30 protein-coding genes and 1 tRNA gene are annotated in these 26,392 nt (G+C 65.3%); 15 read left to right on the top strand and 16 right to left on the bottom strand.

Features of this window, described 5'->3' with window-relative positions:
* Positions 1-5: 5 nt before the first annotated feature.
* Positions 6-341 (bottom strand): ElaB/YgaM/YqjD family protein, encoded by a 336-nt coding sequence (locus tag AC6LKD_RS18645; protein ID WP_013392609.1) that lies wholly within the window; start codon positions 339-341, stop codon positions 6-8.
* A gap of 400 nt (positions 342-741) precedes the next feature.
* Here AC6LKD_RS18645 and egtD point away from each other — a divergent pair, with 400 nt between their 5' ends.
* The 4 genes from egtD (at position 742) to AC6LKD_RS18625 (ending at position 4,077) form a co-directional block, all read left to right on the top strand.
* Positions 742-1,719: an L-histidine N(alpha)-methyltransferase gene (gene egtD / locus AC6LKD_RS18640; RefSeq protein WP_013392608.1), complete on the top strand. Its 978-nt coding sequence runs from the start codon at positions 742-744 to the stop codon at positions 1,717-1,719.
* A gap of 35 nt (positions 1,720-1,754) precedes the next feature.
* The gene (egtB, locus tag AC6LKD_RS18635) at positions 1,755-3,071 is read left to right on the top strand and encodes an ergothioneine biosynthesis protein EgtB (protein ID WP_498117065.1); all 1,317 of its coding nucleotides are present in this window, start codon (positions 1,755-1,757) and stop codon (positions 3,069-3,071) included.
* 125 nt (positions 3,072-3,196) lie between these two features.
* Positions 3,197-3,273 (top strand) — tRNA-Met (locus AC6LKD_RS18630).
* A 174-nt stretch (positions 3,274-3,447) separates the two neighbouring features.
* Positions 3,448-4,077, top strand: a complete 630-nt coding sequence (locus AC6LKD_RS18625; RefSeq protein ID WP_498117064.1) for a class I SAM-dependent methyltransferase — start codon at positions 3,448-3,450, stop codon at positions 4,075-4,077.
* A 23-nt stretch (positions 4,078-4,100) separates the two neighbouring features.
* Here AC6LKD_RS18625 and AC6LKD_RS18620 read toward each other — a convergent pair whose 3' ends face one another.
* From AC6LKD_RS18620 to AC6LKD_RS18610, 3 genes are all read right to left on the bottom strand, one after another.
* Complete coding sequence (locus AC6LKD_RS18620) at positions 4,101-5,009, bottom strand: hypothetical protein (RefSeq protein WP_013392605.1); 909 nt, start codon at positions 5,007-5,009, stop codon at positions 4,101-4,103.
* A gap of 187 nt (positions 5,010-5,196) precedes the next feature.
* Positions 5,197-5,388, bottom strand: a complete 192-nt coding sequence (locus tag AC6LKD_RS18615) for a hypothetical protein (RefSeq protein ID WP_013392604.1) — start codon at positions 5,386-5,388, stop codon at positions 5,197-5,199.
* A 128-nt stretch (positions 5,389-5,516) separates the two neighbouring features.
* Positions 5,517-5,765: a hypothetical protein gene (locus tag AC6LKD_RS18610; RefSeq protein WP_013392603.1), complete on the bottom strand. Its 249-nt coding sequence runs from the start codon at positions 5,763-5,765 to the stop codon at positions 5,517-5,519.
* A 276-nt stretch (positions 5,766-6,041) separates the two neighbouring features.
* Between AC6LKD_RS18610 and AC6LKD_RS18605 the strand changes: the two genes are divergently transcribed.
* On the top strand, positions 6,042-6,233 hold the full coding sequence (locus tag AC6LKD_RS18605) for a hypothetical protein (RefSeq protein WP_013392602.1): 192 nt from the start codon (positions 6,042-6,044) through the stop codon (positions 6,231-6,233).
* A gap of 29 nt (positions 6,234-6,262) precedes the next feature.
* Here the strand turns inward: AC6LKD_RS18605 and yddG are convergent, their stop codons facing one another.
* The gene (gene yddG, locus AC6LKD_RS18600; RefSeq protein WP_498117063.1) at positions 6,263-7,171 is read right to left on the bottom strand and encodes an aromatic amino acid DMT transporter YddG; all 909 of its coding nucleotides are present in this window, start codon (positions 7,169-7,171) and stop codon (positions 6,263-6,265) included.
* A gap of 150 nt (positions 7,172-7,321) precedes the next feature.
* Here yddG and AC6LKD_RS18595 point away from each other — a divergent pair, with 150 nt between their 5' ends.
* A complete protein-coding gene (locus AC6LKD_RS18595; RefSeq protein ID WP_492274669.1) occupies positions 7,322-7,561 on the top strand; it encodes a 6-phosphofructokinase in 240 nt (79 codons plus the stop codon).
* A 27-nt stretch (positions 7,562-7,588) separates the two neighbouring features.
* Here AC6LKD_RS18595 and AC6LKD_RS18590 read toward each other — a convergent pair whose 3' ends face one another.
* From AC6LKD_RS18590 to AC6LKD_RS18570, 5 genes are all read right to left on the bottom strand, one after another.
* A complete protein-coding gene (locus tag AC6LKD_RS18590) occupies positions 7,589-9,163 on the bottom strand; it encodes a sensor domain-containing diguanylate cyclase (protein ID WP_013392599.1) in 1,575 nt (524 codons plus the stop codon).
* Between the two features lie 241 nt (positions 9,164-9,404).
* The gene (locus AC6LKD_RS18585; protein WP_492274671.1) at positions 9,405-9,626 is read right to left on the bottom strand and encodes a hypothetical protein; all 222 of its coding nucleotides are present in this window, start codon (positions 9,624-9,626) and stop codon (positions 9,405-9,407) included.
* 118 nt (positions 9,627-9,744) lie between these two features.
* Entirely contained in the window at positions 9,745-10,836 is a 1,092-nt protein-coding gene (locus tag AC6LKD_RS18580; RefSeq protein ID WP_498117062.1) for an AI-2E family transporter, read from the bottom strand.
* A gap of 54 nt (positions 10,837-10,890) precedes the next feature.
* Positions 10,891-11,604: a DUF3053 family protein gene (locus AC6LKD_RS18575; protein ID WP_013392596.1), complete on the bottom strand. Its 714-nt coding sequence runs from the start codon at positions 11,602-11,604 to the stop codon at positions 10,891-10,893.
* A gap of 152 nt (positions 11,605-11,756) precedes the next feature.
* Positions 11,757-12,272 (bottom strand): GNAT family N-acetyltransferase, encoded by a 516-nt coding sequence (locus tag AC6LKD_RS18570; protein ID WP_498117061.1) that lies wholly within the window; start codon positions 12,270-12,272, stop codon positions 11,757-11,759.
* Positions 12,273-12,363: 91 nt separating this feature from the next.
* Between AC6LKD_RS18570 and AC6LKD_RS18565 the strand changes: the two genes are divergently transcribed.
* From AC6LKD_RS18565 to AC6LKD_RS18555, 3 genes are all read left to right on the top strand, one after another.
* Entirely contained in the window at positions 12,364-12,723 is a 360-nt protein-coding gene (locus AC6LKD_RS18565) for a hypothetical protein (RefSeq protein WP_013392594.1), read from the top strand.
* Positions 12,724-13,353: 630 nt separating this feature from the next.
* Positions 13,354-13,635 (top strand): hypothetical protein, encoded by a 282-nt coding sequence (locus AC6LKD_RS18560; protein ID WP_013392593.1) that lies wholly within the window; start codon positions 13,354-13,356, stop codon positions 13,633-13,635.
* A gap of 84 nt (positions 13,636-13,719) precedes the next feature.
* Positions 13,720-14,412: a cytochrome b/b6 domain-containing protein gene (locus AC6LKD_RS18555; RefSeq protein WP_013392592.1), complete on the top strand. Its 693-nt coding sequence runs from the start codon at positions 13,720-13,722 to the stop codon at positions 14,410-14,412.
* Between the two features lie 36 nt (positions 14,413-14,448).
* Here the strand turns inward: AC6LKD_RS18555 and AC6LKD_RS18550 are convergent, their stop codons facing one another.
* The 3 genes from AC6LKD_RS18550 to purB form a co-directional block, all read right to left on the bottom strand.
* Positions 14,449-15,198 (bottom strand): class I SAM-dependent methyltransferase, encoded by a 750-nt coding sequence (locus AC6LKD_RS18550; RefSeq protein ID WP_498117060.1) that lies wholly within the window; start codon positions 15,196-15,198, stop codon positions 14,449-14,451.
* A 131-nt stretch (positions 15,199-15,329) separates the two neighbouring features.
* Positions 15,330-15,788, bottom strand: coding sequence for a c-type cytochrome (locus AC6LKD_RS18545; RefSeq protein ID WP_013392590.1), 459 nt, complete (start codon positions 15,786-15,788; stop codon positions 15,330-15,332).
* A gap of 56 nt (positions 15,789-15,844) precedes the next feature.
* The gene (gene purB, locus AC6LKD_RS18540; RefSeq protein WP_013392589.1) at positions 15,845-17,221 is read right to left on the bottom strand and encodes an adenylosuccinate lyase; all 1,377 of its coding nucleotides are present in this window, start codon (positions 17,219-17,221) and stop codon (positions 15,845-15,847) included.
* Between the two features lie 160 nt (positions 17,222-17,381).
* Between purB and AC6LKD_RS18535 the strand changes: the two genes are divergently transcribed.
* Positions 17,382-17,987, top strand: a complete 606-nt coding sequence (locus tag AC6LKD_RS18535) for a glutathione S-transferase (RefSeq protein ID WP_013392588.1) — start codon at positions 17,382-17,384, stop codon at positions 17,985-17,987.
* Positions 17,988-18,176: 189 nt separating this feature from the next.
* On the opposite strand, the gene AC6LKD_RS18530 is transcribed toward AC6LKD_RS18535, so the two are convergent.
* The 3 genes from AC6LKD_RS18530 to gcvA all read right to left on the bottom strand — a co-directional run bounded on the left by AC6LKD_RS18530 (position 18,177) and on the right by gcvA (position 21,154).
* Positions 18,177-18,995, bottom strand: a complete 819-nt coding sequence (locus AC6LKD_RS18530) for a sulfite exporter TauE/SafE family protein (protein WP_498117059.1) — start codon at positions 18,993-18,995, stop codon at positions 18,177-18,179.
* Positions 18,996-19,101: 106 nt separating this feature from the next.
* The gene (gene mnmA, locus AC6LKD_RS18525; RefSeq protein WP_498117058.1) at positions 19,102-20,220 is read right to left on the bottom strand and encodes a tRNA 2-thiouridine(34) synthase MnmA; all 1,119 of its coding nucleotides are present in this window, start codon (positions 20,218-20,220) and stop codon (positions 19,102-19,104) included.
* A gap of 7 nt (positions 20,221-20,227) precedes the next feature.
* Positions 20,228-21,154, bottom strand: a complete 927-nt coding sequence (gene gcvA, locus AC6LKD_RS18520) for a transcriptional regulator GcvA (RefSeq protein ID WP_013392585.1) — start codon at positions 21,152-21,154, stop codon at positions 20,228-20,230.
* A gap of 192 nt (positions 21,155-21,346) precedes the next feature.
* Here gcvA and AC6LKD_RS18515 point away from each other — a divergent pair, with 192 nt between their 5' ends.
* The 5 genes from AC6LKD_RS18515 (at position 21,347) to AC6LKD_RS18495 (ending at position 26,387) form a co-directional block, all read left to right on the top strand.
* Entirely contained in the window at positions 21,347-22,336 is a 990-nt protein-coding gene (locus tag AC6LKD_RS18515; protein WP_013392584.1) for a Bug family tripartite tricarboxylate transporter substrate binding protein, read from the top strand.
* A gap of 68 nt (positions 22,337-22,404) precedes the next feature.
* A complete protein-coding gene (locus AC6LKD_RS18510; protein WP_492274677.1) occupies positions 22,405-23,280 on the top strand; it encodes an N-formylglutamate amidohydrolase in 876 nt (291 codons plus the stop codon).
* Between the two features lie 230 nt (positions 23,281-23,510).
* Positions 23,511-24,629: a Re/Si-specific NAD(P)(+) transhydrogenase subunit alpha gene (locus AC6LKD_RS18505; protein ID WP_013392582.1), complete on the top strand. Its 1,119-nt coding sequence runs from the start codon at positions 23,511-23,513 to the stop codon at positions 24,627-24,629.
* A 4-nt stretch (positions 24,630-24,633) separates the two neighbouring features.
* Positions 24,634-24,951 carry an NAD(P) transhydrogenase subunit alpha part 2 gene (locus AC6LKD_RS18500; protein WP_013392581.1) on the top strand — a complete coding sequence of 106 codons (318 nt, stop codon included), beginning with the start codon at positions 24,634-24,636 and terminating at the stop codon, positions 24,949-24,951.
* Positions 24,948-26,387, top strand: a complete 1,440-nt coding sequence (locus AC6LKD_RS18495) for an NAD(P)(+) transhydrogenase (Re/Si-specific) subunit beta (protein ID WP_013392580.1) — start codon at positions 24,948-24,950, stop codon at positions 26,385-26,387. Before AC6LKD_RS18500 ends, AC6LKD_RS18495 begins: the two co-directional genes overlap by 4 nt.
* Positions 26,388-26,392 lie beyond the last annotated feature (5 nt).

Here is a 26,392-nt window from a genome sequence, read left to right as displayed (position 1 = left end):
CCGGCTTAGCGGCGGCCGCCCGAAGCCAGCAGGCAGCCGAGCAAGGCGCCCACCAGCGCCGCCACGCCCACCGACTTCCAGGCATGTTCATGCACGTACTCGTCGGCGTAGGCGGTGGCGCGGCGCGCGCGCTCCCGTGCCGCGCCCTCCCAATCACCGGCGGACTCGCGCGCCTCGGCCACCTGGCGCTTCAGGCGCGCGCGCGCCGCCTCGATCTCGGAACCTGTGTATGTAGCGGTCGACCGCAGGAGGTCTTCCGTACCGGCGAGCAGTTCATGGAAGCTGTCGCTCACCCGTTCACGGTGCAGGGCCATTTCGGCGCGTTGGTGCTTACGGTTCATCGTCGCTCCTTGTCGTTGTCGGGCCTCGCGGAGTCGGGCCGCCTGACGCAACGCAGCATGCCGCGTTCCCGGACCGGCCCGCGCATCGCGTGGCCCCATTGTGACCATCATCGGCTGCCCCCGCCAGAGCTTTGGCAACCAGCGGTAAACCGATATTTCAACGCGAGCAAACGTATCGGAAGACAGCGTGCGCTCACCGGCGCAGACGCTCGCGCTCCTCTTTCGAATTCGTAAAAGTCCATTGCATTCAGCGGCTTGGCGCTTGACACCGGCCCTGCCCTGGCGGCCACAATAGACTTTTGCAATGCGCCAGAACCGCCTGGTCTGGACCTCCCAACGCCGTGTTTCCCAAGCGCTTGCCGCCCAGGGGTAGTCCGGCGACAGAAAAGGAACAGGACGCATGGTTTCGCCTTCCGCACTGTTTGCCCCCGCCGCGCCGACGTTCATCGCCCAAGAGCCGCAGCCTCCCAGCGCCGAACAAATCGAACTGCGCGACGGCTTGCTGGCGCGTCACGCGCACATCGATCCCAAGTTCCTTTATGACGCGCTGGGCTCGGCGCTCTTCACCGCCATCACGCAGTTGCCGGAGTACTACCCGACGCGCTGCGAGTCGGAAATTTTTCAGCGTCACGGCGCTGATATCGCGCGCCACATCGGCCCGGTGCTCTCGATGATAGACCTGGGCGCGGGCGATTGCGTCAAGGCCGAACGCCTGTTTGCCAGCCTGCGCCCGCGCCATTACGTGCCCATCGACATCTCGGCCGACTACCTGCAAGCCGCGGTGCGCCGCCTGCAGCTGTCCTACCCCGACCTGCAGATCACCGCCCTGGGCCAGGACTTCACGCATGCGCTAGCCCTGCCCGCCAGCGTGCCGGCCGAACAGAGGCTGTTCTTCTATCCCGGCTCCAGCATCGGCAATCTCAGTCCCGAGGACGCGCATGCCATGCTGCGGCGGATCCGCGAACAATGCGCGGGCGGCGGACTGCTGGTGGGCGTGGACCGAGTCAAGCCCAAACAGGTGCTGGAGCCCGCCTACGACGACGCGCTGCACCTGACCGCAGCCTTCAACCTGAACCTGCTGCGGCACGTGAACAGCGTGCTGGACGCCGATTTCGACGTGGACGACTGGCGGCACGTGGCGCTTTTCAACAGCGCCAGTTCGCGCATCGAAATGCATCTGGAAGCGCAGCGCGCGGTGCGCGTGGCCTGGCCCGGCGGCGCGCGCGCATTCAGCGCCGGCGAACGCATCCACACCGAGAATTCCTACAAGTTCACCCCCCAAGCCTTTGCCGACCTGCTGCAAAGCGCCGGCTACCACGATGTCGCGCACTGGTCGGATTCCCGCGGCTGGTTTTCGGTTTTCAGCGCCCGCGCCTGAAGCGGGCCCGCCCTCAACGCCACTGGAGGATCGCCATGGAACCTGCGTGCCTGCTGACTCACCCCGCCACCGGACCTTACGCTGCCGGCCAGGCGGGGCAGCACGACCGCTACGACGCCGTGCGCTCGACCAGCACGGCCCTGGCCGCTCCCCTGAGCCCCGAGGATTGCCAGGTGCAATCCATGCCGGACTGTAGCCCGGTCAAATGGCATCTGGCCCATACGACCTGGTTCTTCGAGACCTTTCTGCTGACGCGCTTTCATCCGCCCTATTCGGTCTTCCATCCGCAGTACCGCATGCTTTTCAACTCCTACTACAACGCCGTCGGCGCCAAGCATCCGCGTCCACACCGAGGCCTGCTGTCGCGCCCCGCGCTGGCGGAGGTGCTGCACTACCGCCGCCACGTGGACGAGGCCATGCATGAGCTGATCTCGCGCCTGGGCGGCAACGACCCCGCCTTCGATGCCTTGCTGGAGCTCGGGCTGAATCATGAGCAGCAGCACCAGGAACTGATCCTGACCGATCTGAAGCACATGCTGTCGGCCAATCCGCTCAAGCCCGCCTACGTGGCACCCGGCACGCCCGCGCTGCCGCCTGGCACGCCTGCCGGCTGGACCCGCTACGCCGGCGGCGTCAGCCGCATCGGCCACGACGGCAGCGGTTTCGGTTTCGACAACGAAGGCCCCGCCCATGACGTGCTGCTGGCCCCGTTCCATCTGGCCGACCGGCTGGTGACCCAGCACGAGTACCTGGCCTTCATCCGCGACGGCGGCTACAAGCGCCCCGAGCTCTGGCTGTCGCTGGGCTGGGATCGGGTCTGTGCCGAAGGCTGGCGCGCGCCGCTCTACTGGGAAGGACAACGCGAAGACTGGCGCATCTTCACGCTACGCGGCATGCAGGAACTGGAACTGCAGGCGCCGGTGACGCACATCAGCTACTTCGAGGCCGATGCCTACGCGCGCTGGGCGCGCGTGCGGCTGCCGCGCGAAGCCGAATGGGAACATGCCGCCCGCCAACTGCCCGAAGGCGCGCTGACCGCGCGCGCCAACATGCTGGAAAACGGCCACCTGGACACACGCCCCGCCCCCGCGCGCAACGGCACGGGCGGCCCCGTGCAACTGTTCGGCGATGCCTGGGAATGGACCTCCAGCGCCTACGACGCCTACCCCGGCTTCAAGCCCGACAGCGGCGCGGTGGGCGAATACAACGGCAAATTCATGTGTAACCAGTACGTGCTGCGGGGCGGCTCCTGCGCCACGCCCAGGGACCACATCCGCCCCAGCTATCGCAACTTTTTCCCGCCCGAAGCCCGCTGGCAGTTCTCCGGGATCCGCCTGGCGCGGGACGCATGAGGCACTTCTTTGAAATTTGAGTACGGATCGCTTGCGCACGCCAAAAATTTCATGCTAGAATTTCGTTCTTCGTTGATCACTGATTGCGACACGGATGTGACGCAAATTCAGGGATTGATCGAAATGGCGCATTAGCTCAGCCGGTTAGAGCGACGGAATCATAATCCGCAGGTCCCCTGTTCGAATCAGGGATGCGCCACCAGGAATTCAAAGGGCGCCCACGCAAGTGGGCGCCCTTTACGTTTGTGCATCGGAACTCTGCACGCAGGTAGCCAGTCTCACGACCCGGCACCAGCGCTGGCATGGAGCACTACTACTCCACCCTGTCACGACGCGGCCGCCACCCCGAGCAATCCTCAGGAGCGATCAAATTTCCTTGCGCCGACTTATCCGTAGAGCAAAAAAAAAGCTGTTCCACTGGTCTCCTGAACTGGCCGCGCGCTGCGGGATCGATTTCCGGCTGAAGGCTCCGAATCGCAGTTTCCTGGAACAGCAGATATTCGACTACCTGAACCAACAAGCCGCCCGGTCAGGCACGCCCATGCAATGCCTGTTCGTGGGCATGCATGAATACACGTGGCACTACCCCCGTTTGCTGAAGATGGATTTCCATTCGCTGGATATGGATCCTGAACAAGCCGCCTATGGGTCCGCCGGCAAACATACGATCGGAAGCGCGACGAACATGTCGGCGCACTACGCCGAAGCTTCGTTCGACGTCGTTGTGGCCAATGGCGTGATCGGCTGGGGACTCAACGAACGGCCCGATTTCGAACGCCTGCTTAAGCAATGCCACCGCGTGCTCAAGCCTGGAGCCCTTCTGATCCTCGGCTACAACGACACACCGGAACGTGCGCCCTTCAACGTGGACATCGGGTGGGGGGATTTGTTTGCCCCCATGGTTCCGACGATCCCAGGAGTCACTCAGGCGCGCCATGCCATGAATGACAGCTACGCCCATGTGTTCCTCTTCGGAGAAAGGCGCGAACCGGCGGCCGCCACCTGACTGAAGCAGCGCCCGCCTTGCGGCTAAGGCAGCCGCACCGCATCACGCCGCCTGCCGCCCCAGGTCGCCGCCAGGCTGGCCACGAAGGCGCCTATCAGCATTGAGGCGAATCCCCACAACGCGAATGCCGCCGCGGCCTTGCGCGCCTGGTCCGCGGCCTCCTTGGCCTTTTGCTTGGCGTCGTCGGCGGCCTGCTTCACGTTCTGCACGGCCTGATCGACGCGGCGCTGCGCCGCTGCCGGCTCCATGCCGGTCTGGGCGGCCACGACCTTCACGACATAGTCGCGGTCTTCGCCTGTCATGGAGCCGCGCGCCACGCTCATCGCCACGATGCGGGCCACTTCATCTCTTGCCCCGTTGCGATCGGCGCCAGCATCGGGCCGTTCCGGACGCAACAAGGCATCGGAGAAATAGCCCCTGACCTGCGCCATCCCATCGCCCCCACCCGCAGCGGCCGCAGCCGTCGCAGCCGTGCCGGCTCCCGCAGCGACGGAAGCGCCCGCCTTGGCCACACCGGAAGCCAGGGTCGCGATGGACGCACCCAGCAGGACGGCGCTGACGACCGCGCTCAGTGCCCACACCAGAAAGCCGTGCGCCGTGTCGCGGAAATAGACCTCGTCCGAATGCACGTCGACCCATTTGGTGCGCAGCCGCCCCGCGACGTAGCCGCCTATGCCATAGGCAACGATCTGCGTGGCCAGCATCCATATGATGAGACCGATGCCTATCGCAGGCGCCGACACGCCCTCGCCGCTCCAGGGCGAAACAGAAAGAAAGCCCAGGCCCGTGCCGCCGGCGAACAGCGCCAGCGAAAGCGCCGCGGCGATGACCGCGCCCGCAATCACGGCGGCCCACGACACGGCCGAAATGGCGGATTCTCGCGGCGGCACGCCACCTGCGTACGGCTGACTCAATGAAGATGCGTTTTCCATGGATATGTTCCTTGTTCACGGTTCATTGCGGCTGCGCCAACATGCGCCACAGCTGCAGGAAAATCTCGCGGTCAATGCCAGAAAAGCGCCAACAGGATGATGATGGGAATGGGCACGCCAAGCAGCCACAACAAGATGGAACGCATAAAACCTCCTTGGATGATGTCCCGCGCCTTGCGCGCGGCGCTCAGGCCAGATCGATCGTGCCCGGCGCGCGAGGATTCGGCGGCGGCTGCACGGGATCGATGACATCGGGATCGTTGCGAGGCCGATTCGGATCCAGCGGCGGGTCGTCAGGCGGCGGATTGTTGGGAAAGGCGGGATCGTCGGGTACGAGCTCGTCGCCGCCGCCGGGTTCGCGATGCATGGACTGGGACATGGTGTTCTCCTCGAGCAGCGCCAGGCGCGCCGCTCCATCCCTCCAGCAAGCCGCATGCCCGCCTCGCGCCCGCGGACATGAAAAAGCCCTCTTACGAGGGCATCATGGCGCGCATAACGGTGAAGGCATCAGGACTTGTTCTTGCCGTCCTTGGCCGTTTCGGTCACTTTCTGGCCCCCGCTACCCAGAAATTCGACCACGGCAGCCTTGCCCGCCGCCGAAGCCTCATCCTGGCTGCCATAGCGCCTGGCCGAATAATTGGTGCTGCGCACATTGCCGGTTTCGGGATCGAACAGGGTAATGATCCAGGCGAATTCTCCCGGCATCAGTTGCCTGACTTGCAACGTGGCGCGCGTGCCTGGGCGCAGTTGCGGCATATGGCGGCCTTTAGCGTGGTTCGACGCCGCCATGGTAGCGCAAACGCGCCGACGCACACGCGCCGACGCAAACACGTCGGCGCGAGCCCTGGCAAAAATGCTGCGCCCGCACATGAATTCATGCTGCACACCCCGCGGCAAAAACGCCACACGCGACGCAGCGCGTCAGGAAAACCCTAGGGCCGAATGCCCGAATACAGGCGCACAATCGATACAAACATCTAGACCGCATCAGCGGCAGCCGCATCCCTTTAATCAGGCGAGGACGGAGACAACATGACTTATGTAGCAGTGGTTATGAGCTGTTTGATGGTTGTGGGTATCGTCGCGTTGGTGATTCAAACGGTTCAAAGCGCAGGGTCCGAACCCTGGCTGAAGATCTCGGCGGCGATCGTCAGTTCCTTATTTGCTTCGCTCTTGCTGATTCCGCTCGGATACGCGGTCGCGCAGACCGTGCTGATCGAATAACTCCTTTATTACGGCATACACGCCTGGGGCTAAGCGCCCCGGGCGGTCTTGCCGCGGGTCGCAGCCCAGCACAAAAGCGACCCGGCGGTCACCATGGCCACGCCCTGCCAGAATGACGCGGTCAGGCGGGTCGACAGCCACACGGCAGCGAAGAATGTCGAGAACACCGGAGTGAAGTAGGACGCCGTGGCCAGCAAGGTCAGGTTGCCCTTGAGTATTCCCACGTTCCATAGCGCATAGCCTGCCGCCATGGCGCCGCCGGCCACCAGCAGTTCCAGCGTGGCGGGCCAGGTGTAGGTCCAGGCAGGTTCGGCGCCCAGCAGGTACTTGATCCACAGGGCGGCCGCGGTCAGCATGAAAAACAGGACAACGCCATTCCTGCCGTTGGCAAACCTCGTGGTCACGTTGCAATAGACGGCCCAGATGATGGCGCCGCTGAAGGCCAGTCCGTAGCTGAGAGGATTGCTGGAAACATTGGCGATGGTGCGGTCCCAAGACAAGCCGCCGGATCCGCCCAGAACCCAGACGATGCCGCACAACGACAACAGTATGCCCGGCACCACCCATGCGCTGGCCCGCTGGCCGTTGATGAGCATGGCGAGAATCACAGTGAAGCAGGGCCAGAGATAGTTGACCATGCCCAATTCGATCGCCTGTCCGCGATTAGCGGCATAGCCCAAAGAGAGCGACAGGCAGATCTCGTAGGCGACGAACAGCAAGCTGCCGACAATGAGATAGGAGCGCGGAAAGGTCCGCAGCTTCGGAAAGCCCAACAGCAGCACCAGGAACGCGGAACCCGTCGTATAGATCAGCGCGGCGCCGCCCACCGGACCGAAGCTTTCGCTGACACCGCGTATCAGGCCGACGACGGTGCCCCACAGCAGCACCGCCAGCAAACCTAGGGAAGTCGCCGTGTTCCGGCTCAGGGAGAGTTGCATTACCGATTCCGATTGCCCGCTTTGGGGCGCCAAGCCGGGCAGTTTAGCGAAAACCTGCTCGATTCGCGGCCAGCCTTCGGCCTGCGGCAGAGTCGGCGCCCCACCCTCGAATGCCCGCCAGAACAATGCAGAACAAGGAGCAAGCGCCGCATGACCATCTCCACACGCAGATTGAGCGACGTGCTTGCCAGCACGGAATCGGGCCGGCTCTACCGGATTGAAGTATTCCTGAGGACGGAAGAGCCTGGCCACGCGGCCCGGCCTGACGCGGCCCGCTACATACTCCGCACCACGGAGGGGGAGCTCGTGGTGCCGCTGGATCGGAACCGGTACCGGCTGAAATCGGGCGAAGTACTTACCGCCCTGGCGCCGCCGCCCCACGACGCATGACGGCACATGGGCGGCAGGCGGGCCAGATCACTGATCGGCCTCCACCCTGCGCTTGCCCTGCCCCTTGGCCTTGTAGAGCGCCATGTCGGCGCGTTCCAGCAGCTCGCGCACGGCAACGCCGGACTGCGGATACACCGCGATTCCGACGCTGGCGGATACCGAGACGCTGACCTCGGGATACGGCAGCGACAGGCTTTCCACCAACGCCTGCGCGACACGCCGCGCGTCGTCCCGGCTGGCGCCCAGCAACAGCACCGCGAATTCGTCGCCCCCAAGCCGCGCCGCCACGTCCGACACGCGGATCGCGTCGGCCATGCGTTCCGCCGCCTCCTGGAGCACCGCGTCGCCGGTTGCATGGCCATGCAGGTCGTTGACCGCCTTGAATCCGTCCAGGTCGATCGCCAGGATGGCGAAGGACTCGCCGCTGCGCTGCGCCACCGTCAGTTCGCGCAACACCAGTTCGTTGAACAGCACTCGATTGCACAGGCCCGTCAGCGGATCGTAGTGCGCTAGATGCTGGGCATGCGCCAGCATGCGCGAGGCCTGCACCAGCGCGCCGCCCACTTCCGCTACCTCCTTGACCCGCGTGCCCGGCACCGTCACCGCGTGCCCCTTGCCCAGCGCGAGCGCGGGCGCAACCAGACTCTGCACGGCCGAGGTCAGGCGGCTGGCGAGCCGCAAGGCCAGCAGCAGGCCCAGGCCGAAAGCCAGCAAGGTTCCCAGGGCGATCCAGGCGATGGAGCGATACAGGTCCGTGGTCAGCAAACTCATCGGCGCGCCGGCCGCGACCGTCCAGCCGGACAAAGACGAGCGGCTGAAGGCGGTGTAGACGGGCGTGCCTTCCTTGGTGACGGTTTCCAGCGAGCCCTCGCTTTCCTGCTGCACCGCCCGCGCCAACTCGGGCACGGCCTTCTGGCCCACGAACTTCGAGGTATCGCGGGTGCGCGCCAGGATCGTGCCGCTGTCGTCCAGCACGGCAGCCACCCAACCGTCAGGCAATGCCCGCCTGCCCAGCAGGTTGCCGATGCGCTCGGGCAGAATGCCGACATTAAGGCTGTAGGCGACCTCGCCGTTGCGCATCACCGGTACGCCCAGCGCAATGAGCGGCCCCTGGTTGACCTTGCTGGCAAAGAGACCCGTCAACACCGCCGCGCGCGTCTGGAACACCTGGGCCAACTGCGCGGACGCGCCGGTCAGTGGCAAAGGGTTGCCGAACGGCACGGACGTGTTGATCAATTGGCGGCCATCCTTATCGGTCAGGACGTAGCTGTCGATGATCTGGAAGCGCACGGATTCGCGCGCCCGCCGATGAAAACCGGCCAGGTCGCCAGCCACCAGATCCGGCGACGAGGCCAGCATCTGCAAGCCAGCCTCAACGCCAGTGAGTTCGCGGTCGAGGATCGCGGTGAGATTGCGCGCCAGGAATATCGTGTCGCGGAAAATCCGCTCTTTCTGGATGACGTAGCTTTCGTAGACTGCCACCGAAGCCATGACCAGCGCGGGCGTGATACAGGCAAACACCAGTGTCAGCAGCCCTGTGCGCATGGAATAGCGGCGCGGCCGACGCACCCGCGCGCCCGCCAGGCTTTCGGCGTCAGCCACGGGAACCTCGCCCTGCGACGTCCGCAAGCGTCGACCTGCCGATCGAAACCACACCTCTGGACCCATGCGCCTCCCGATGCGCTCCCCTCGGCCCACGGCCACAGGACGAATGAACGCCAGAAATTATTGCAGAAGTTCGCAATCGCACAATCCGCGCCATGGGAATCCCCTCGCCGCGTCGATACCGATGTGGTGAAAACAGCGCGTCCCCAATTTATTGCGAACGCGCGGCGCCCGTCGGCTACCGGTCTTCCAGGTCCGGGGTGCCGGTGAACTGGGTCTTGAGCAGCGTCAGCGCCCCTTTCTCGGCCAGCGCCTCATTGGGGAACACGTGCTTGGTGTCTTCCAGTACTGGAAATCCGAAGATCCGCACCCGGGCGTGATAGCCCTCGGGGGTCTCGGCGAATTCGATGTCGAAGTTGCGTTCTTCGATCCAGCCCGATCGATGCAGTTTCCATTCCATATCCAACGCGCTCCCGATTAGTCGAGGTTTGATACGAAAGGCCGGCCTCGATGGAAGCCAGCGCTGCTACACCATACACCCGCCGGGCCGAGGCGGGCCACCGGGCCGCCCTCCGCGCCTATTTTTCGACGCGCGGCGGGTCCCCGGCGCTGTCCGCCAATCCGTCCACCGGCGGCGCGAACAGGTCCCAACTGGCCATGAACAGCGCGGCGATCAGGGGGCCGATCACGAAACCGTTCAGGCCGAACAAGGCCATGCCGCCCAGCGTGGAGATCAGCACCACATAGTCAGGCATCTTGGTGTCCTTGCCGACCAGGATGGGGCGCAGCACGTTGTCCACCATGCCGATGACCAGCACGCCGAAGAGTATCAGCACGACGCCCTTGATCGTGGCGCCGGTCAGGAGGAAGTAGATCGCCACTGGCGCCCAGATCAACCCGGCGCCGATCGCGGGCAGCAAAGACAGAAAGCCCATGATCACGCCCCACAGCAGCGCGCCCTGGATCGACAGGATCGAGAAGATGATCCCGCCCAGCGCGCCCTGCGCCGCGGCCACCGCGACGTTGCCCTTGACGGTGGCGCGCACCACGGTGGTGAACTTGCGCAGCAGGTGCTGCTTGTGCGTATCGCTCAGCGGCATGGCGCGCTTGAGCCGCGCCGACAGCAGCGGGCCGTCGCGCAGCAAGAAGAACAACAGATACAGCATGATGCCGAAGCTGATCACGAACTGGAACGTGTCCTGTCCGATGTTCAAGGCCTGGGTCGCCAGGAACTGGCTGGCCTGCATGGCGCCCGCGCTGAGCTTTTCCTGCAGGCTCGGTATGTCGGTCAGGTCGAAGCGCGCCAGCAGGTCATGTACGGACGGCGGCAGGGCCGCCATGGCCTGCTGGAAATAGGCGCCGAAGTTGATCTGCCCGGACTTGACGCTCTGATAGAGATTCGCCCCTTCGCGCACCAGCGATCCGCTGATGACGACGAGCGGCAGGATCACCAGCAGCAACACCAGCAGCAAAGTGATCAGCGCGGCCAGGTTGCGCCGTCCGCCGATGCGCGCCACCAGCCGGCGCTGCAGCGGCGCAAAGATGATGGCAAGAACGGCGCCCCAGAAAACGGCGCCGTAAAAAGGCCACAACAACCAGCCGAATGCGATGGTGACCACCACCAGCAGGAGCAGAAAGGTTCTGTAGTGCACGCTGGAAGATTGGCTCATATTCCGTCCCAGGCTCGGCTGACGCCGCGAGACCCGCATTGTACAAAGCGCAGCTCAGCGGACGTCCGGCGGCTGCCCGGCAGCCTGCAGCAGCACGATGCGCGCATGCTCCAGGACGTCCGACTGCGCATTCAAGCCCTGCAGGCGCAGGTTCAATTCCTGCTGCAGCGTGAGCGTCGCGACGCGGGCCTGCCCGTCCGCCAGCAGGATGTCCTGCGCATGGGCGGCGACGAAATCCGCCACGCCGAGCGCATCGCGCGCCACCGCATCCATGGCGGCCGCGGCATCCAGCAGCTCGCCGGCGGGCGCCGTCACGGCTTCGTCATAAACGCCGTCATAGACCGGCGCGAGATCCACCGGCAAGGCCAGCGCCGCGCGCGCCTTGTCGGCCTTGGCCTGGGCCTGCTGAACCTCGGCCGCCTGCTCGGCCAGCGTCTTGCGCGCCGCCTCGAAGCGAGCCCGCCGTTCCACGATCTCGGCCACTGAATGGATGGTCTCGACTTCCAGCACGCCGCGCATGGACAGGGCTGCCTGCGCCAGGGTTTCCTGGAAGCCGGTGATCACTTCATAGGCGTCGGCATAGCCGCCGACGGCCTCCTTTTCCGGCTCGCTCAGCACGCCTATGGGCAGCAGCGACGCGCTGCTCATCCGGCTTTGCAGCAACTGGATGAACGCAACCCGCTCCTGGGGCTCCTTGTTGACGCAGGCCGACAGAAACAGCATCGACGCCATCGTCAGGCCCAGCAGGCAAGCTCGCAGCAGTGCCATGCCCATCCTCCTTGCATGCGGGTTCGCGAAACCGCCGCCCCCCAGCAGGGCGGCCGCCCTTCGGCAGATTATCCCGAAGGCGCTTCCTGCCGCCGCCAGCGGGCGGATTTTGTTGCTATCGAAGCGTGTTGACACAGGGTCTGTCGCCCGCATCATGGCGCCAGGGGATACGCCATCGCGCATCGCAGCGCCGGGTCAAAGCCCATGGCTGCCTCGTGCCGCAAACGCGCCCGCAGCCCCGGCGAGAGCTCCTCCGCCGGCACCTCGGCAAAGCCTTGCCGCAGGTAAAACGGCCGGTTCCAGGACAATTCGCGGTCGGTGGTCAGCACCACGGACCGGTAGCAGCCAGCAGTACGGGCGTGGGCGCATACGGCGCGAAGCAGCGCCCGCCCCAGGCCGCGCCCCTGCCAGGGCAAGGCCACCGCCATCTCCGCCAGGTAGAGATCGCCATCCATGGGCCGGGTCAGCGCAAAACCCGCGGGCAGGCCCTCGGACTCCGCAACCCACAACAGGCCGGCCGCCTGCGCCTGCGCCAACTCGGCCTGCGGCGCCGTGTCGCCGCCGGCCGCCCAGGCCATGTGCGTGTCCAGGAACCGCCGCGCGGCGGAACGTTCGATATCGGCCAGGCTGGCCAAGTCTGAAGGTCGAGCGAGTCTGATCATAGGCATGGCAGTATGCCTCAAGCGGCACTGCCGTCCGATCCCATAAAATGGCGTCTTCGGCCCCCACGGCCCTCGCAATACAGGCTAGCCCCAAGACATGACTCAAACCGCCACCTCCGATACCTGGGGCTTTGCCCATCCCGATTGCCGCGGCGCGGCCGCCCTGCTGTTCTTCATGAACGACCTGGCGCGAGTGGTCAACCAGTACCTCAGCCCGGGCCAGTTGTCCGATGAAGCGCTGGCCGACGCGCAAAAGGCAGTCGACGCCTTGCTGGCCCGCTACGTGGAAATCCAGGCCGCCCCCGAGGCTTTCGACAACGAGCGCATCGAACTCGCGCTGGAAACCGAAAACCAGCCCGACGGCCAGACCAGCGCGCAGGTCGCCTTGCGCATGTCCGCGCGTCTGGAAGGACTCATCATCGAAGCCCAGCGCCAGGCCCGCCCGACTGCACATTAAGGGACGGATAAGGGGAGATATCTATCTCCTCTACCACAAAACGCTTGCAAAAAGCGTCGACCACCCGTATCATCAGCGGTTGAGTTCTGCGGTTTGCGCCAATTTCCATTCGAAAATAAAACGGCGCAGGTCCTGAGGGCTGAGCATCAGTCCCATTCCAAGCACCAAGCAGAACCTCAAAAAAACACCCAAGCCCGAGCATTCCGTCCCGTTTGCGAAGAACGCAAATCCGGATCATGGCCTTGGGGAAAACGCCTTCACCAAACCGCCAGTCCGGCTTGGCAAGAAGCAACAAGACAATCTGCGGCGCCTGCAACACGCGCAAGCGACAAGTACCGATAACCGCGCCGCAATCGCCAGGGCCTGCACGCCCTGCTTGAATCCTCGGACCCCTGCATGCCTTGCGCATCGCACAGCCCGAAATGATGCCGTCCCGGACTGATGGACAGCATCGCACCGTCAGCCCGCGCGCGCAAAAAACATGAGAATGCGCAAAGGGACGGCGGCAGAAATGCGTTAGTGTCACCACACGCCCGCCCGATTCGATACGGCTGGCAGCGGCAGGAATGCCGCGCGTCATGTGGCCTGACGCGGCTTTTCACATAACTAGAAACCAAGAGAACAAACACCATGAATACTCGTTTCACTACCTCGGATCTGATCCGACGCCCGGCCCACAGCACGCTGGACAACATGCCGATCCATATTGGCGACATCGTTTACCTGAAGCCCGCGAATGGCCCGGAAATCCGCGCCACGGTCATCTACAACGCGCCGATCAACGGCACCACGACCTACACGACCGAAGTCGTGCCCTGCGGAGCGCCTGCGCAAGAGGCTCCTGGCCAACGCATCCGCTTCCGCCATGAGCACGTGCATCGCATCGTGCCGGTGCGCCGCAACACCCACTGAAGCAGTGCCCCGCCCCGTTGCACACGCAACGGGGCAATTTGTGCGTGATAAAGTCCCCGGCAACACAGCCCTGGCGATCCCTCCATGCAGAACAATCGTCTCGCGGTCCATATCTGGGACCTTCCCACCCGTCTATTCCACTGGGCGCTGGTCGCCTGTATCGTCGGCGCGTTCGTCAGCGTCAAGCTGGGCGGCCTGTACATGGATTGGCACGTGCGCTTCGGCTGCGCGGCGCTGGGCCTGATCCTGTTCCGCCTGCTGTGGGGATTCTTCGGCCCCCGCTACGCCCGCTTCTCGCAGTTCGTGCGCGGCCCGGCTGCCGTGGCCCGATACCTCAAGGGCGCCGCGGCGCCCGCCGGCCACAACCCGCTGGGTGCGCTGTCGGTGCTGGCGCTGCTGCTGGTGATCGGCTTCCAGGCGGTCAGCGGCCTGTTCACAACCGACGACATCATGACGCAGGGTCCGCTGTTCGGGCTCGTCAGCGAAACCGTGTCCGGCGCCATGACCTCCTGGCACAAGCTCAACGAGTGGGTCATCCTGGCGCTGGTCGCCCTGCACCTGGCCGCGGTGCTCTGGTACGCGCTGGTGCGCCGCAAGCGCCTGGTGCGCGCCATCATCACGGGCAAGGTCGACGCCAAGGACGTGCCCGCCGGCACCCCGCCCACGCAGGACGGCTTTGCCGTCTGGCTGCGCGCCCTGGTGCTGGGCGCATGCGTCACGGGCCTGGTGCTGTGGATCCGGTCGCTGGAAGTGGCCGCCGATATGTCTTTTTCCTGATCCGTCCGCGCGGCGCGAAAGCAGCGCTGCGCAGCCTCAACGCCGCGCCTCGATCAGATGCCGCGTCGAGTGAGCCACCAACGGCTCCCCGCGGCGCATCCGCATATCCAGCGCCAACAGCGCGTCATGGTACTTCCGCGCCGAAAAGCCCGGCACCCACCACACGCACTTGCGCAGAATCCAGACCACGGCGCCCACGTCGTGGAACACCATCCGGCAGCGCGCCGTGCGCAAATCCGTCACGGTCAGCCCTGCCGCCGCGGCGTCGGCGGCTTCATCCCGCGGATCGCGCAGGCGCCGTTCCTGCGGCAATGGCCCGAGAAAATACTCAATCAGTTCGAACGCGGAAGCCGGCCCCACGTGCTGCGCAAAGTAATGTCCGCCCGGCTTGAGCACACGATGGATCTCTATCCAGTCCGGACTCACGGGATGCCTGGACGTCACCAATTCGAACGAGGCGTCGGTGAATGGCAGCGCGGCGCCGTGCGCGGTCTGCACCACTTGCACGCCGCGCGCGGCCAGGCGCTCATGCGCTTTCCTGGCATTGGGCGGCCAGGCTTCGGTCGCATGCATCACCGGCGGAAAGCTGGCGGCCTCGCCCAGCACCTCGCCACCGCCCGTGTCCAAATCCAGCGCCGACTGCACACGGGCCAAGCGCTGGGCGAGTCGATTGGCATAACCCCAAGGCGGGCGCTCCTCGGAGGCCCGCCCCGACAGCCAGTCGAAACCCCAACCGTTCACGTCGGCAGCTTCGGCCTCGGCCACCAGATCCTCAAAGGATTTCATGCGCTCTCCCTGAAACGGGATGCGCCCATGGTCCGAGAACCGCGGCCCACGCCCCGCAATGACCAAAAAAAAGCGCCAACGATTCCGCTGGCGCCTCTTTGCCCACATGCCGCCCGCGGACGGCCGGCGCTTTATTTCTTCTTGCGGTACGAGTCGTGGCAGGCCTTGCAGCTTGCGCCGACATCGCCAAACGCGGCGCGCAGCTTGTCCAGGTCGCCGGCATCGGCGGCGGCCGACAGCTTGACGATGTTGTCCTGGAAGGCCTGCTGCTTCTGCTTGAAGCCCGCAGCGTCGCTCCAGACTTCGGGACGCGCATCGCCGCCCTCCGTGCCCGCGCCGAAAGCCGTCCACGGCAAGGCCGACAAGGTCTTCAGCACTTCCACATTGGCCTTGATCTGCGCGGCGTCATAGGGTTGCTGGCCCTTGACCACCGGCGCCATGCGGCCGAAGTGGGAAGCCATCAGCGTCAGCGCCGACTGGCGGTATTTGACCGCATCCTCGGGCTTGGCGAACTGCGCGGACGCGCTCGTCGCCAGCAGCGGCCCAACCGTCATACAGGCCAACGCGGCGAGCGTGGACAACTTCTTCATTGCAATCTCCCGTAAGGTCAACAGAGGCCGCGCGCCCCAGGCGCGCGGCAAGGCGACTATACCGCCCGGGCCAAGTCGGCCGCCAGCCCGATATAGGAGCGCGGGGTCATCGCCAGCAGGCGCGCCTTGGGCTCTTCGGGCAGGGCCAGGCCCTGGATGAATTCTCGCAGACCTTCCTCGGTGATGCCCTTGCCGCGCGTCAAAGCCTTGAGCTGTTCGTACGGCTGCGGCAAGCCATAGCGGCGCATGACGGTCTGCACCGGTTCAGCCAGCACTTCCCAGCAAGCGTCGATGTCGGCGTCGATGGCCGCGGTGTTGACTTCCAGCTTGCCCAGCCCGCGCATGCAGGCGTCCCAGGCCACCAGGCAGTAGCCCAGGCCCACGCCCAGGTTGCGCAGCACGGTGGAGTCGGTCAGGTCGCGCTGCCAGCGGGAGATCGGCAGCTTGTCGGCGAGGTGGCGCAGCACGGCGTTGGCCAGGCCCAGATTGCCCTCGGAGTTTTCGAAGTCGATCGGGTTGACCTTGTGCGGCATGGTAGACGAGCCGACCTCGCCTTCCTTCAGGCGCTGCTTGAAGTAGCCCAGCGCCACGTAGCCCCAGATGTCGCGGTCCAGGTCCAGCACAATGATGTTGGCACGCGTGATGGCATCGAACAGCGCCGACATCCAGTCGTGGGGTTCGATCTGGATGGTGTGGCGGTTCTGGGTCAGGCCCAGGCCAGCCAGCACGCGCTGGCTGAAAGCGGGCCAATCGATCTCGGGGTAGGCCGAGAGGTGGGCGTTGTAGTTGCCGGTGGCGCCGTTCAGCTTGGCCAGCGGTTCGACGGCCTCGACGGCGGCGATGGCGCGGTTCAGGCGCGCGGCCACGTTGGCGAATTCCTTGCCCAGGGTCGTCGGGCTGGCGGGCTGGCCGTGCGTGCGCGACAGCATGGGCTGGTCGGCCTGGGCCACGGCCATGTCGTTCAGCTTGGCGGCCAGTTCACGCAGGCGCGGCACCACGACCTCGTTGCGGGCGCGGGTCAGCATCAGCGCGTGCGAGGTGTTGTTGATGTCCTCGGAGGTGCAGGCGAAGTGGATGAACTCGGCGGCGCGGGCCAGCTCGGCGTCATCGGCCACTTTTTCCTTCAACCAGTACTCAACGGCCTTGACGTCATGGTTGGTGACGCGTTCGATGTCCTTGATGCGGGCGGCGTCCGCTTCCGAGAAGTCGCGCACCAATTGTTGCAGGCGGGCGCGGGCGGCTTCGGAGAAGGCGGGCAGTTCCGGCAGGCCGGCATCCGACAGCGCGATCAGCCAGGCCACCTCGACTTCGACGCGATGCGCCATGAAGCCGGCTTCGGAGAGCAGGCCGCGCAGCGCGTCGCCCCGGGAAGCGTACCGGCCATCCAATGGCGAAAGGGCGTTGAGTTGGCTGAGCTGATCGGCGATTTGCATGGTATGGGAAAGAAAAAGCGGGGAATGAGCGAATCGGGCGATTTTATCATCCGGAAGCATGCAACATTGTGGCAAACTGACGAAGATTCCGGCCTCTTGGCCGTCTGCCGTCATGCGGCCTGCTATACTTCGGCCGCTTTCCGACTCCGCTTGTGACTCCATGAAACTGATCGGCTCGCTTACCAGTCCTTACGTGCGCAAAGTGCGTATCGTCATGGCCGAGAAAAAGCTGGACTACCGGCTTGAACTCGAAAACGTCTGGTCCGCCGACACGCAGATCCAAACGTACAACCCGCTGGGCAAGGTACCTTGCCTGGTCATGGAAGATGGCGGCGCCCTCTTCGATTCGCGCGTCATCGTCGAATACGTCGACACCCTGTCCCCGGTCGCCCGCCTGATTCCTCAGCCGGGGCGCGACCGCGCGGCCGTCAAGTGCTGGGAAGCCATCGCCGATGGCCTCCTGGACGCCTGCGTGACCATCGTCAAGGAAAACCAGCGTCCCGAGGCTCAGCGCAGCCCCGAATGGATCGAACGCCAGTACTCCAAGATCCACGCCAGCCTCGACGCCATGAACAAGAGCCTGGGCGACAACGCCCACTGTATGGGCATCAACTACAGCCTGGCCGACATCGCCGTCGGCTGCGCGCTGGGCTACCTGGACCTGCGCTTCGCCGCGCTCGACTGGCGTACCAACCACCAGAACCTGGCCCGCCTGTACGACAAGCTGTCGCAACGCCAATCGTTCGTCGATACCGTTCCAGGATAAGCCCCCCCCGAGGCGCTGCGCGCCTCCCCCCAGGGGGCGCCGCTACGGACCGGCGGAGCCGGATCCGTGCGGCCTCGCTTCTCGTAGGCGGCGCCTCTGCTCCGCCTACGTTTCTGTTCCGCCTACGTTTCTGTTCCGTCTACGCTTGCGCGTCGGCTGCGCCTATCCATCGGCGCAGCCGTACCCGGCTCAACTGGTGAACGTCTGCCAGGCCTTGAACAGCATGTACGCGGCCAGCGCGAACAGCAGGCAGGCAAACACTCGCTTCAAGGTCTGCACCGGCAGGCGGTGCGCCATGCGCGCGCCCAGCGGCGCCGTCAGCACGCTGGTGCACACCAGCGCAATCAAGGCCGGCCAGTAGATGTAGCCCAGCATGCCGGGACGCGCTTCGCCCGAATTCAGTCCTGACACCACGTAGCCCACGCTATTGGCCAGCGCGATGGGAAAGCCCAGCGCTGCCGAGGTCGACACCGCGTTGTGCAAGGCTACGTTGCACCAGACCATGAACGGCACCGACAAGAAGCCACCGCCCGCGCCCACCAGGCCGGACAGAAAGCCGATGCCCGCCCCCGCCGCGCTGGTGCCCACCACGCCCGGCATCTGGCGGCTGGGCTTGGGCTTCTTGTTCTGCAGCATGCTCCAGCCGGAATAGCCGACGAACAGCGCGAAGAACAGCGACAGCCACAGCGTGCTGAGCGCGGCGAACACCGCGCCGCCGGACAGCAGGCCGCCGATGATGATGCCCGGCGCCATCGCCCAGACGATGTTCCATTTGATGGTGCCGCGCTGCTGGTGCGCCCGCACGCTGGAAATGGAGGTGAACAGGATCGAGGTCATCGACGTGGCGATGGCGGCGTGCACCACCAGGTCGGCAGGCATGCCCTTCCACGCGAACAGCATTGTCAGGAATGGCACCAGCAGCATGCCCCCGCCTATGCCCAGCAGGCCCGCGGCGAAACCCACCACTCCGCCCAGCACCAGCAGGCAAATCACCATCGTTACATCCACAACTCTCTCCTCTTTCTTCTTGGTAATGAACAAAGCCCCACGGGCCGCGCCCGAGGGGCTTTGATTGAAGTCCGTACACGCCGCGCGGCGGATGCCGGCGCGGCGCCTACAGGATGATGCCGCCGCCCAGGCAAACCTCGCCATCGTAAAGCACGGCGGACTGTCCGGGGGTCACCGCCCACTGCGGCTCGCTGAAGCTCAGGTTGAAGGTGCCGTCGGCAGCGCCGTCCAGGCGGCAGGCAGCATCGGCCTGCCGGTAACGCGTCTTGGCGCCATACGTGCCGGCGGCCGGCGCGTGGCCCGCGACCCAGCTGGCGTCCTGCGCCCGCAGCTCACCCGACAGCAGCCATGGGTGGTCGTGCCCCTGCACCACGTAAAGCACATTGCGCTCCAGGTCCTTGCGCGCCACGTACCAGGCTTCGGCCGTGCCGTCCTCGCGCTGGCGTCCCTTCACCCCGCCCACGCCCAGGCCCTTGCGCTGGCCCAGCGTGTAGAAGGACAGCCCTTCGTGGCGTCCGACCTTCTGCCCTTCCGGCGTCATGATCGGACCCGGCTCGGTCGGCAGATAGCGGTTCAGGAATTCCCGGAACGGCCGCTCGCCGATGAAGCAGATGCCGGTGGAATCCTTCTTGGCGGCGTTGTGCAAGCCGATCTCGTGCGCGATGCGCCGCACTTCGGTCTTGTGGATCTCGCCCAGCGGGAACATGGTGCGCGAGAGCTGCGCCTGGTTCAGGCGATGCAGGAAGTAGCTCTGGTCCTTGGATGCGTCCAGCGCCTTGAGCAGCTGGAACTGCGTGCCGCCGCCCACGGCCGGCACCTCGCGCACCCGCGCGTAGTGGCCCGTGGCGATGTGCTCGGCGCCCAGCGCCATCGCGTGGTCCAGGAAGGCCTTGAACTTGATCTCGGCGTTGCACAGCACGTCCGGATTGGGCGTGCGGCCCGCGGAGTACTCGCGCAGGAACTCCGCGAACACGCGGTCCTTGTATTCGGCGGCGAAATTGACGAACTCGAACTCGACGCCGACCAGGTCCGCGACGCTGGCGGCGTCCAGCAGGTCCTGGCGGGTGGAGCAGTATTCGGAATCGTCGTCGTCTTCCCAGTTCTTCATGAACAGGCCGACGACCTCATAGCCTTGCTGCTTGAGCAGCCAGGCGGTGACCGAAGAATCGACCCCGCCGGACATGCCGACGACAACGCGGCCTTTCTTGGTAGATTTTTGATTCATGATGGATCTATTTTAGATCGGACGGGGCATCTTCCCGCGGCTGCGGCTCGGCCGCGCGCGATACTTCCATCAGCCAGGTGCGGAAAGCCTGCAAAGTGGGCAGATTGGCTTTCTGCTCCGGATAGCACAGGTAGTACCCCATGCGCGCCCGGATAGGCAGCTGGATAGCGACGGCCAACTTGCCGTCGCGCAGTTCGTCCTCGATCAGGCAGCGCGGAATCAGCGCCACGCCGAAGCCGGCCGCGGCCGCCTGCGACAACAGCGCGTACTGGTCGAAGCGCGCGCCTTCCAGGCTGCGCCGGGTATCGCAACCGGCTTGCTCGAACCAGTCGCGCCAGCCGTCCAGCGCCGAGGTATGGTGCAACAGCGGGTAGGCCAGCAGATCTGCCGGCGTGGCGCAACCGCCCGGAATCAGGCGCGGACTACAGACCGGCAGGATTTCGCGGCCGACGATGTAGTCCGCCCCGCTGCCCGGCCAGATGCCCTCGCCGAAGCGCACGGCGGCGTCCAGTTCCGGCGTGGAAAAGTCATAGCCCTGCCGGTGGGGCAGGAACTCGACATGGATGTCCGGCCGCAGGCGCATGAAGGCGGTCAGGCGCGGGATCAACCAGCGCGCGCCGAAGGTCGGCATACAGGTCAGGTTCAGCGTGCCGCCCTGCCCCTGGTGCGCGATCAGCTCCACGGTCGCGGCTTCGATCTGCCCCAGGCCGGCCTGGATCTTGGTCAGATAACTGCGTCCAGCCTCGGTCAGAACCAGGCCTTGCCTGATCCGCAGGAATAGTTCGATGCCGACGAACTCCTCCAAATGTTTCACCTGCTTACTGACCGCGCCCTGGGTGACACACAATTCCTGAGCCGCGCGCGTGAAACTGCTATGTCTGGCGGCGACTTCAAACGCCTGGAGATCGGTAAGAGAAGGACAGAAACGCCGCATGGATGGGGTACGCAAATTGTTTCAGGCCGCACAGTCGAAACAGCCGCGTTCCGGGCCGCCGCGAAAAGAGGCATGAAAAAAACTCATAGCTTACGGAGAAACTTTCGTTTGCGCAAACCCGACCGCCAGGAAAGAATCGTTGCGTTTGCGTCTGCCTTTGCGCATCCGCTTTCCAATTCATTAGGGGAATCCATGCAACGCCGTAATGTAGTACTGGGCCTGTGCGTCGCCGCCGCGACCCTGGCCACGCCGCTGACCTCGGGCATCGCGCACGCTGAAGACGCGTATCCGACCAAGCCCATCCGCCTGATCGTTCCGTTCCCGCCCGGAGGCACCACCGACATCGTCGGCCGCCTGTTCGCCGACAAGCTGGGCAAGGAACTGGGCCAGACCGTGGTGGTGGAAAACCGCGGCGGCGCCGGCGGCTCGATCGGCAGCGCCTTCGTCGCCAGCAGCGCGCCTGACGGCTACACGCTGGGCATCGCCACCGTCAGCACCCACGGCATCAACCCGGCCATCTACCCGAACCTGCCGTTCGACGGCGAGAAGGACTTCACGCCCATCTCGAACCTGGCGGCCGTGCCCAACATCATGACCATCAACCCGAAGGTCCAGGCCAAGAACATCGCCGACTTCATCAAGCTGGCCAAGAGCGAGCCGGGCAAGCTGACCTACGCGTCGGCCGGCAACGGTTCGGTCTCGCACATGATGGGCGAACTGTTCAAGATGGCTTCGGGCACCAACCTGATGCACGTGCCGTACCGCGGCGTGGGTCCGGCGCTGAACGACGCGCTGGCCGGCCAGGTCGACGTCATGTATGACAACCTGCCTTCCTCGCTGCCGCACGTGCAGTCCGGCCGCCTGATCGCCATGGCCGTCGCCTCGCCCAAGCGCGTGGCCGCCCTGCCCGACGTGCCCACGTTCGCCGAAGCCGGCCTGCCGGCTGTGAACGACGCGTCCTGGTTCGGCCTGGTGGCCCCCGCCAAGCTGCCCCAGCCCGTGCTGGACAAGCTGAACGCCGCCGTGCAGAAGGTCAGCGCCGAAGCCGACGTCAAGACCCGCCTGGAAGCCCTGGGCGCCGCGCCTGCCGCCAACACCCCGGCCGAATTCGCGGCGCAGATCTCGGCTGAAATCGCCAAGAACAAGCGCATCGCCAAAGAAGCCAACGTGAAGATCGACTAAGCGGTCTTCGATCCTCGCCGTCCCTCGCGGCGGCGAGGATCTCCGATTCACGAACGCAACACCCCCTTATGCGAATTACCCAACCCCTGTCTTACCGGCTCGACCTCCCGCAGCAGTATCCTGATTCGGACTCCTCGGCTCCCCTTGTGCTGGACTCCCCGCACAGCGGCACCGCCTACCCCCCCGATTTCGCGGCTGCGGTGGACTTTGGCGCCTTGCGCACCGCCGAGGACACCTGGGTTGACGACCTGTGGGGCGACGCCTTGGACATGGGCGTACCGATGATTGCCGCCGCGTTTCCGCGCGCCTACATCGACGCCAACCGCTCGCCCGACGAAATCGACGAATTGCTGCTGGACGAGGCCTGGCCCGACGCCGTCAACGCCTCGCCCAAGGTCAAGCTGGGCAAGGGCCTGATCTGGCGCATGCTGGACGACGGCACGCCGCTCTACAACCGCAAGCTGACGGTGGCGGAAGTGCGCCACCGCATCGACGCCTGCTGGAAGCCCTACCACGCCGCGCTGGGCCAGGTGCTGGACGCCGCCCACCAGAAGTTCGGCAAGGTCTGGCACATCAACTGCCACTCCATGCCCAGCGTCGCCGGCGCCTACGCCACCGACCGTCCTGGCCTGGTGCACCCCGACTTCGTGCTGGGCGACCGCGACGGCAGCACCAGCGACCCGGCCTTCCGCGAATTCATCGCCGCCTGGCTGCGCGAACGCGGCTACAACGTCACCGTCAACGATCCCTACAAGGGCGTGGAACTGGTGCGCGCCTTCGGCCGTCCCGAAGAAGGCCGCCACAGCCTGCAGATCGAGATCAACCGCAAGCTCTACATGGACGAAGTCTCGCTGCGCCCTTCTGAAAACTACGGCCGCCTGAAGGCCGATCTGCGCGAGCTCACCGCCGCGCTGATCACCTGGACTCGTGCGCAAACGGCTTGACGCCGGACGTTTGCGCACTGGTGCCGGCCAGCGCAAAAGTCAGACTGGCCGGAGCAGTTGGGTCGCAAGACCCCAGCCCCATGGTTCGCCATGGGGCTTTTTTTTGAGTTGGCAGATCGCCTTGCCGTTCCGGCAATGCCGGATTCTTCCCCCTCGCCCCCTGGGGGCGGGACACCTTTCCTTTCACTTTCCCGTGTATAACTGATGCCAACTAATGAGGAGAGGCGTAGATGCACATCGGGATACCAAAAGAAACCCGAGACGGGGAAACTCGTGTCGCAGCAACACCGGAGACCGTCAAGAAGTACGTAGGCGGCAAACACACCGTCGTCGTGGAGCGCGGGGCAGGCACTGCCGCCCGCTATCTCGACGAGGCCTATGAGGCAGCGGGCGCCACGCTCGGCAGCGCCCAGGATGCGTTGGGGGCAGACCTTGTCATGAAGGTGCGCGCGCCTTCTGCCGCGGAACTGCCTCAGATGAAATCCGGCGCCGTCGTGGTCGGCATGCTGGATCCCTTCGACGCCGAAGGCATCCAGCAAATGGCGGCCGCGGGGCTCACGGGATTCGCGCTGGAGGCCGCGCCCCGCATCACGCGGGCGCAGAGCCTGGACGTGCTGTCCTCGCAGGCCAACCTGGCCGGCTACAAGGCGGTGCTGCTGGCAGCGCATCACTACGGCCGCCTGATCCCCATGATGATGACCGCCGCAGGCACGCTGAAAGCGGCCCGCGCCGTCGTGCTGGGCACCGGCGTCGCCGGGCTGCAGGCCATCGCCACCGCCAAGCGGCTGGGCGCGGTGGTCGAAGCCTCGGACGTGCGCCCCGCCGCGCGCGAACAAGTGGAATCGCTGGGCGCCAAGTTCATCGACGTGCCTTTCGAAACGGATGAAGAACGCGAAATCGCGCAAGGCACGGGCGGCTATGCGCGGCCCATGCCGCCCGCCTGGATGGCGCGGCAGGCCGCGCTCGTGTCCGAACGCTGCAAGCAGGCCGACATCGTCATCACCACGGCGCTGATCCCCGGCCGCCCCGCCCCCACGCTGGTGTCCGCGGAAACCGTCGCGGCCATGAAGCCGGGTTCGGTACTGGTGGATCTGGCGGTCGAACGCGGCGGCAATTGCCCGCTGTCCGAGAAAGGGCAGATCGTGGAAAAGCACGGCGTGACCATCATCGGGCTGACCAACCTGCCCGGTCTGGTCGCGACCGACGCGTCGGCGCTGTATGCGCGCAATATCCAGGATTTCCTGAAACTCATCATCAATGCGGACGGCGCGCTGGCGATCCAGCGCGACGACGAAATCGTCGCGGCCTGCCTGATGTGCGAAGGCGGCAACGTGGCGCGGAGGAACTGACAGCATGGAAGCGATCAACCCCACCCTGATGAACCTCATCATCTTCGTGCTGGCCATCTATGTCGGCTACCACGTCGTATGGAACGTCACCCCCGCCCTGCACACGCCGCTAATGGCCGTCACCAACGCCATTTCCGCCATCATCATCGTGGGCGCCATGCTGGCGGCCGCACTGACCGAAGGCGGACTGGCGCGCGGCATGGGCGTCTTTGCCGTTGCGCTGGCCGCGGTCAACGTGTTCGGCGGCTTTCTCGTGACCCGGCGCATGCTGGAAATGTTCAAGAAGAAAGACCGCAAGGCAGGCAAGGAGGAAGCGAAATGATCTCGCTGAACCTCGTCACCCTGCTGTACCTCATCGCCTCGGTCTGCTTCATCCAGGCGCTCAAGGGCCTGTCGCATCCCACCACCTCGCGGCTGGGCAATGCGTTCGGCATGGCCGGCATGGCGATCGCCGTGCTGACCACGGCCGCGCTCATCGTCGCCCTGGCCCGCAGCGGCGCCGCCACCATCGGCCTGGGCTGGGTCGTGCTGGGCCTGCTGGTGGGCGGCTCCATCGGCACGCTGATGGCCAAGCGCGTCGAAATGACCAAGATGCCCGAACTGGTCGCCTTCATGCACAGCATGATCGGCCTGGCGGCGGTCGCCATCGCGGTGGCCGTGGTGGCCGAGCCGCATGCCTTCGGCATCGTGCCGGCCGGCATGCCCATCCCCACCGGCAATCGCTTCGAGCTGTTCATCGGCACCTTCGTCGGCGCCATCACGTTCTCGGGTTCGGTCATCGCCTTCGGCAAGCTGTCGGGCAAGTACAAGTTCCGCCTGTTCCAGGGCGCGCCGGTGGTGTTCTCGGGCCAGCACATGCTGAACCTGGCGCTGGCGCTGCTGATGCTGGGCTGCGGCATCTGGTTCATGCTCACGCAGGAATGGACGCCCTTCATCGTCATGACGATCATCGCCTTCGTGCTGGGCGTGCTGATCATCATCCCGATCGGCGGCGCCGACATGCCGGTGGTGGTGTCCATGCTGAACAGCTACTCGGGCTGGGCGGCGGCGGGCATCGGCTTCTCGCTGAACAACCCCATGCTGATCATCGCCGGTTCGCTGGTGGGCTCGTCGGGCGCGATCCTGTCCTACATCATGTGCAAGGCGATGAACCGCTCGTTCTTCAACGTGATCCTGGGCGGCTTCGGCGGCCAGGCCGGCGGCGCTGCGGCAGCGGGCGATGCACAGCAGCGCAGCGTCAAATCGGGCAGCCCCGACGACGCCGCCTTCCTGATGACCAACGCCGAAAGCGTGACCATCGTTCCGGGCTATGGCCTGGCGGTGGCGCGCGCGCAGCACGCGCTGAAGGAACTGGCCGAAAAGCTCACCGAGCGCGGCGTGACGGTCAAGTACGCCATTCACCCGGTGGCAGGACGCATGCCCGGCCACATGAACGTGCTGCTGGCCGAGGCCGAAGTTCCCTACGACCAGGTCTTCGAAATGGAAGACATCAACAGCGAGTTCGGCCAGACCGACGTGGTGCTGGTGCTGGGCGCGAACGACGTGGTCAACCCCGCCGCGAAGAACGACCCGCAGTCGCCTATCGCCGGCATGCCCATCCTCGAAGCCTACAAAGCCCGCACCGTGATCGTGAACAAGCGCTCCATGGCCTCGGGCTACGCGGGCCTGGACAACGAGCTCTTCTACATGGACCGCACGATGATGGTTTTCGGCGACGCCAAGAAGGTGCTGGAAGACATGGTCAAGGCGGTGGAGTAAAACGC

It is taken from the genome of Achromobacter sp. D7-1, from assembly GCF_059760445.1.
The sequence above is the reverse complement of the archived record's forward strand: the minus strand, read 5'-3'. Positions and strand labels throughout refer to the sequence as shown.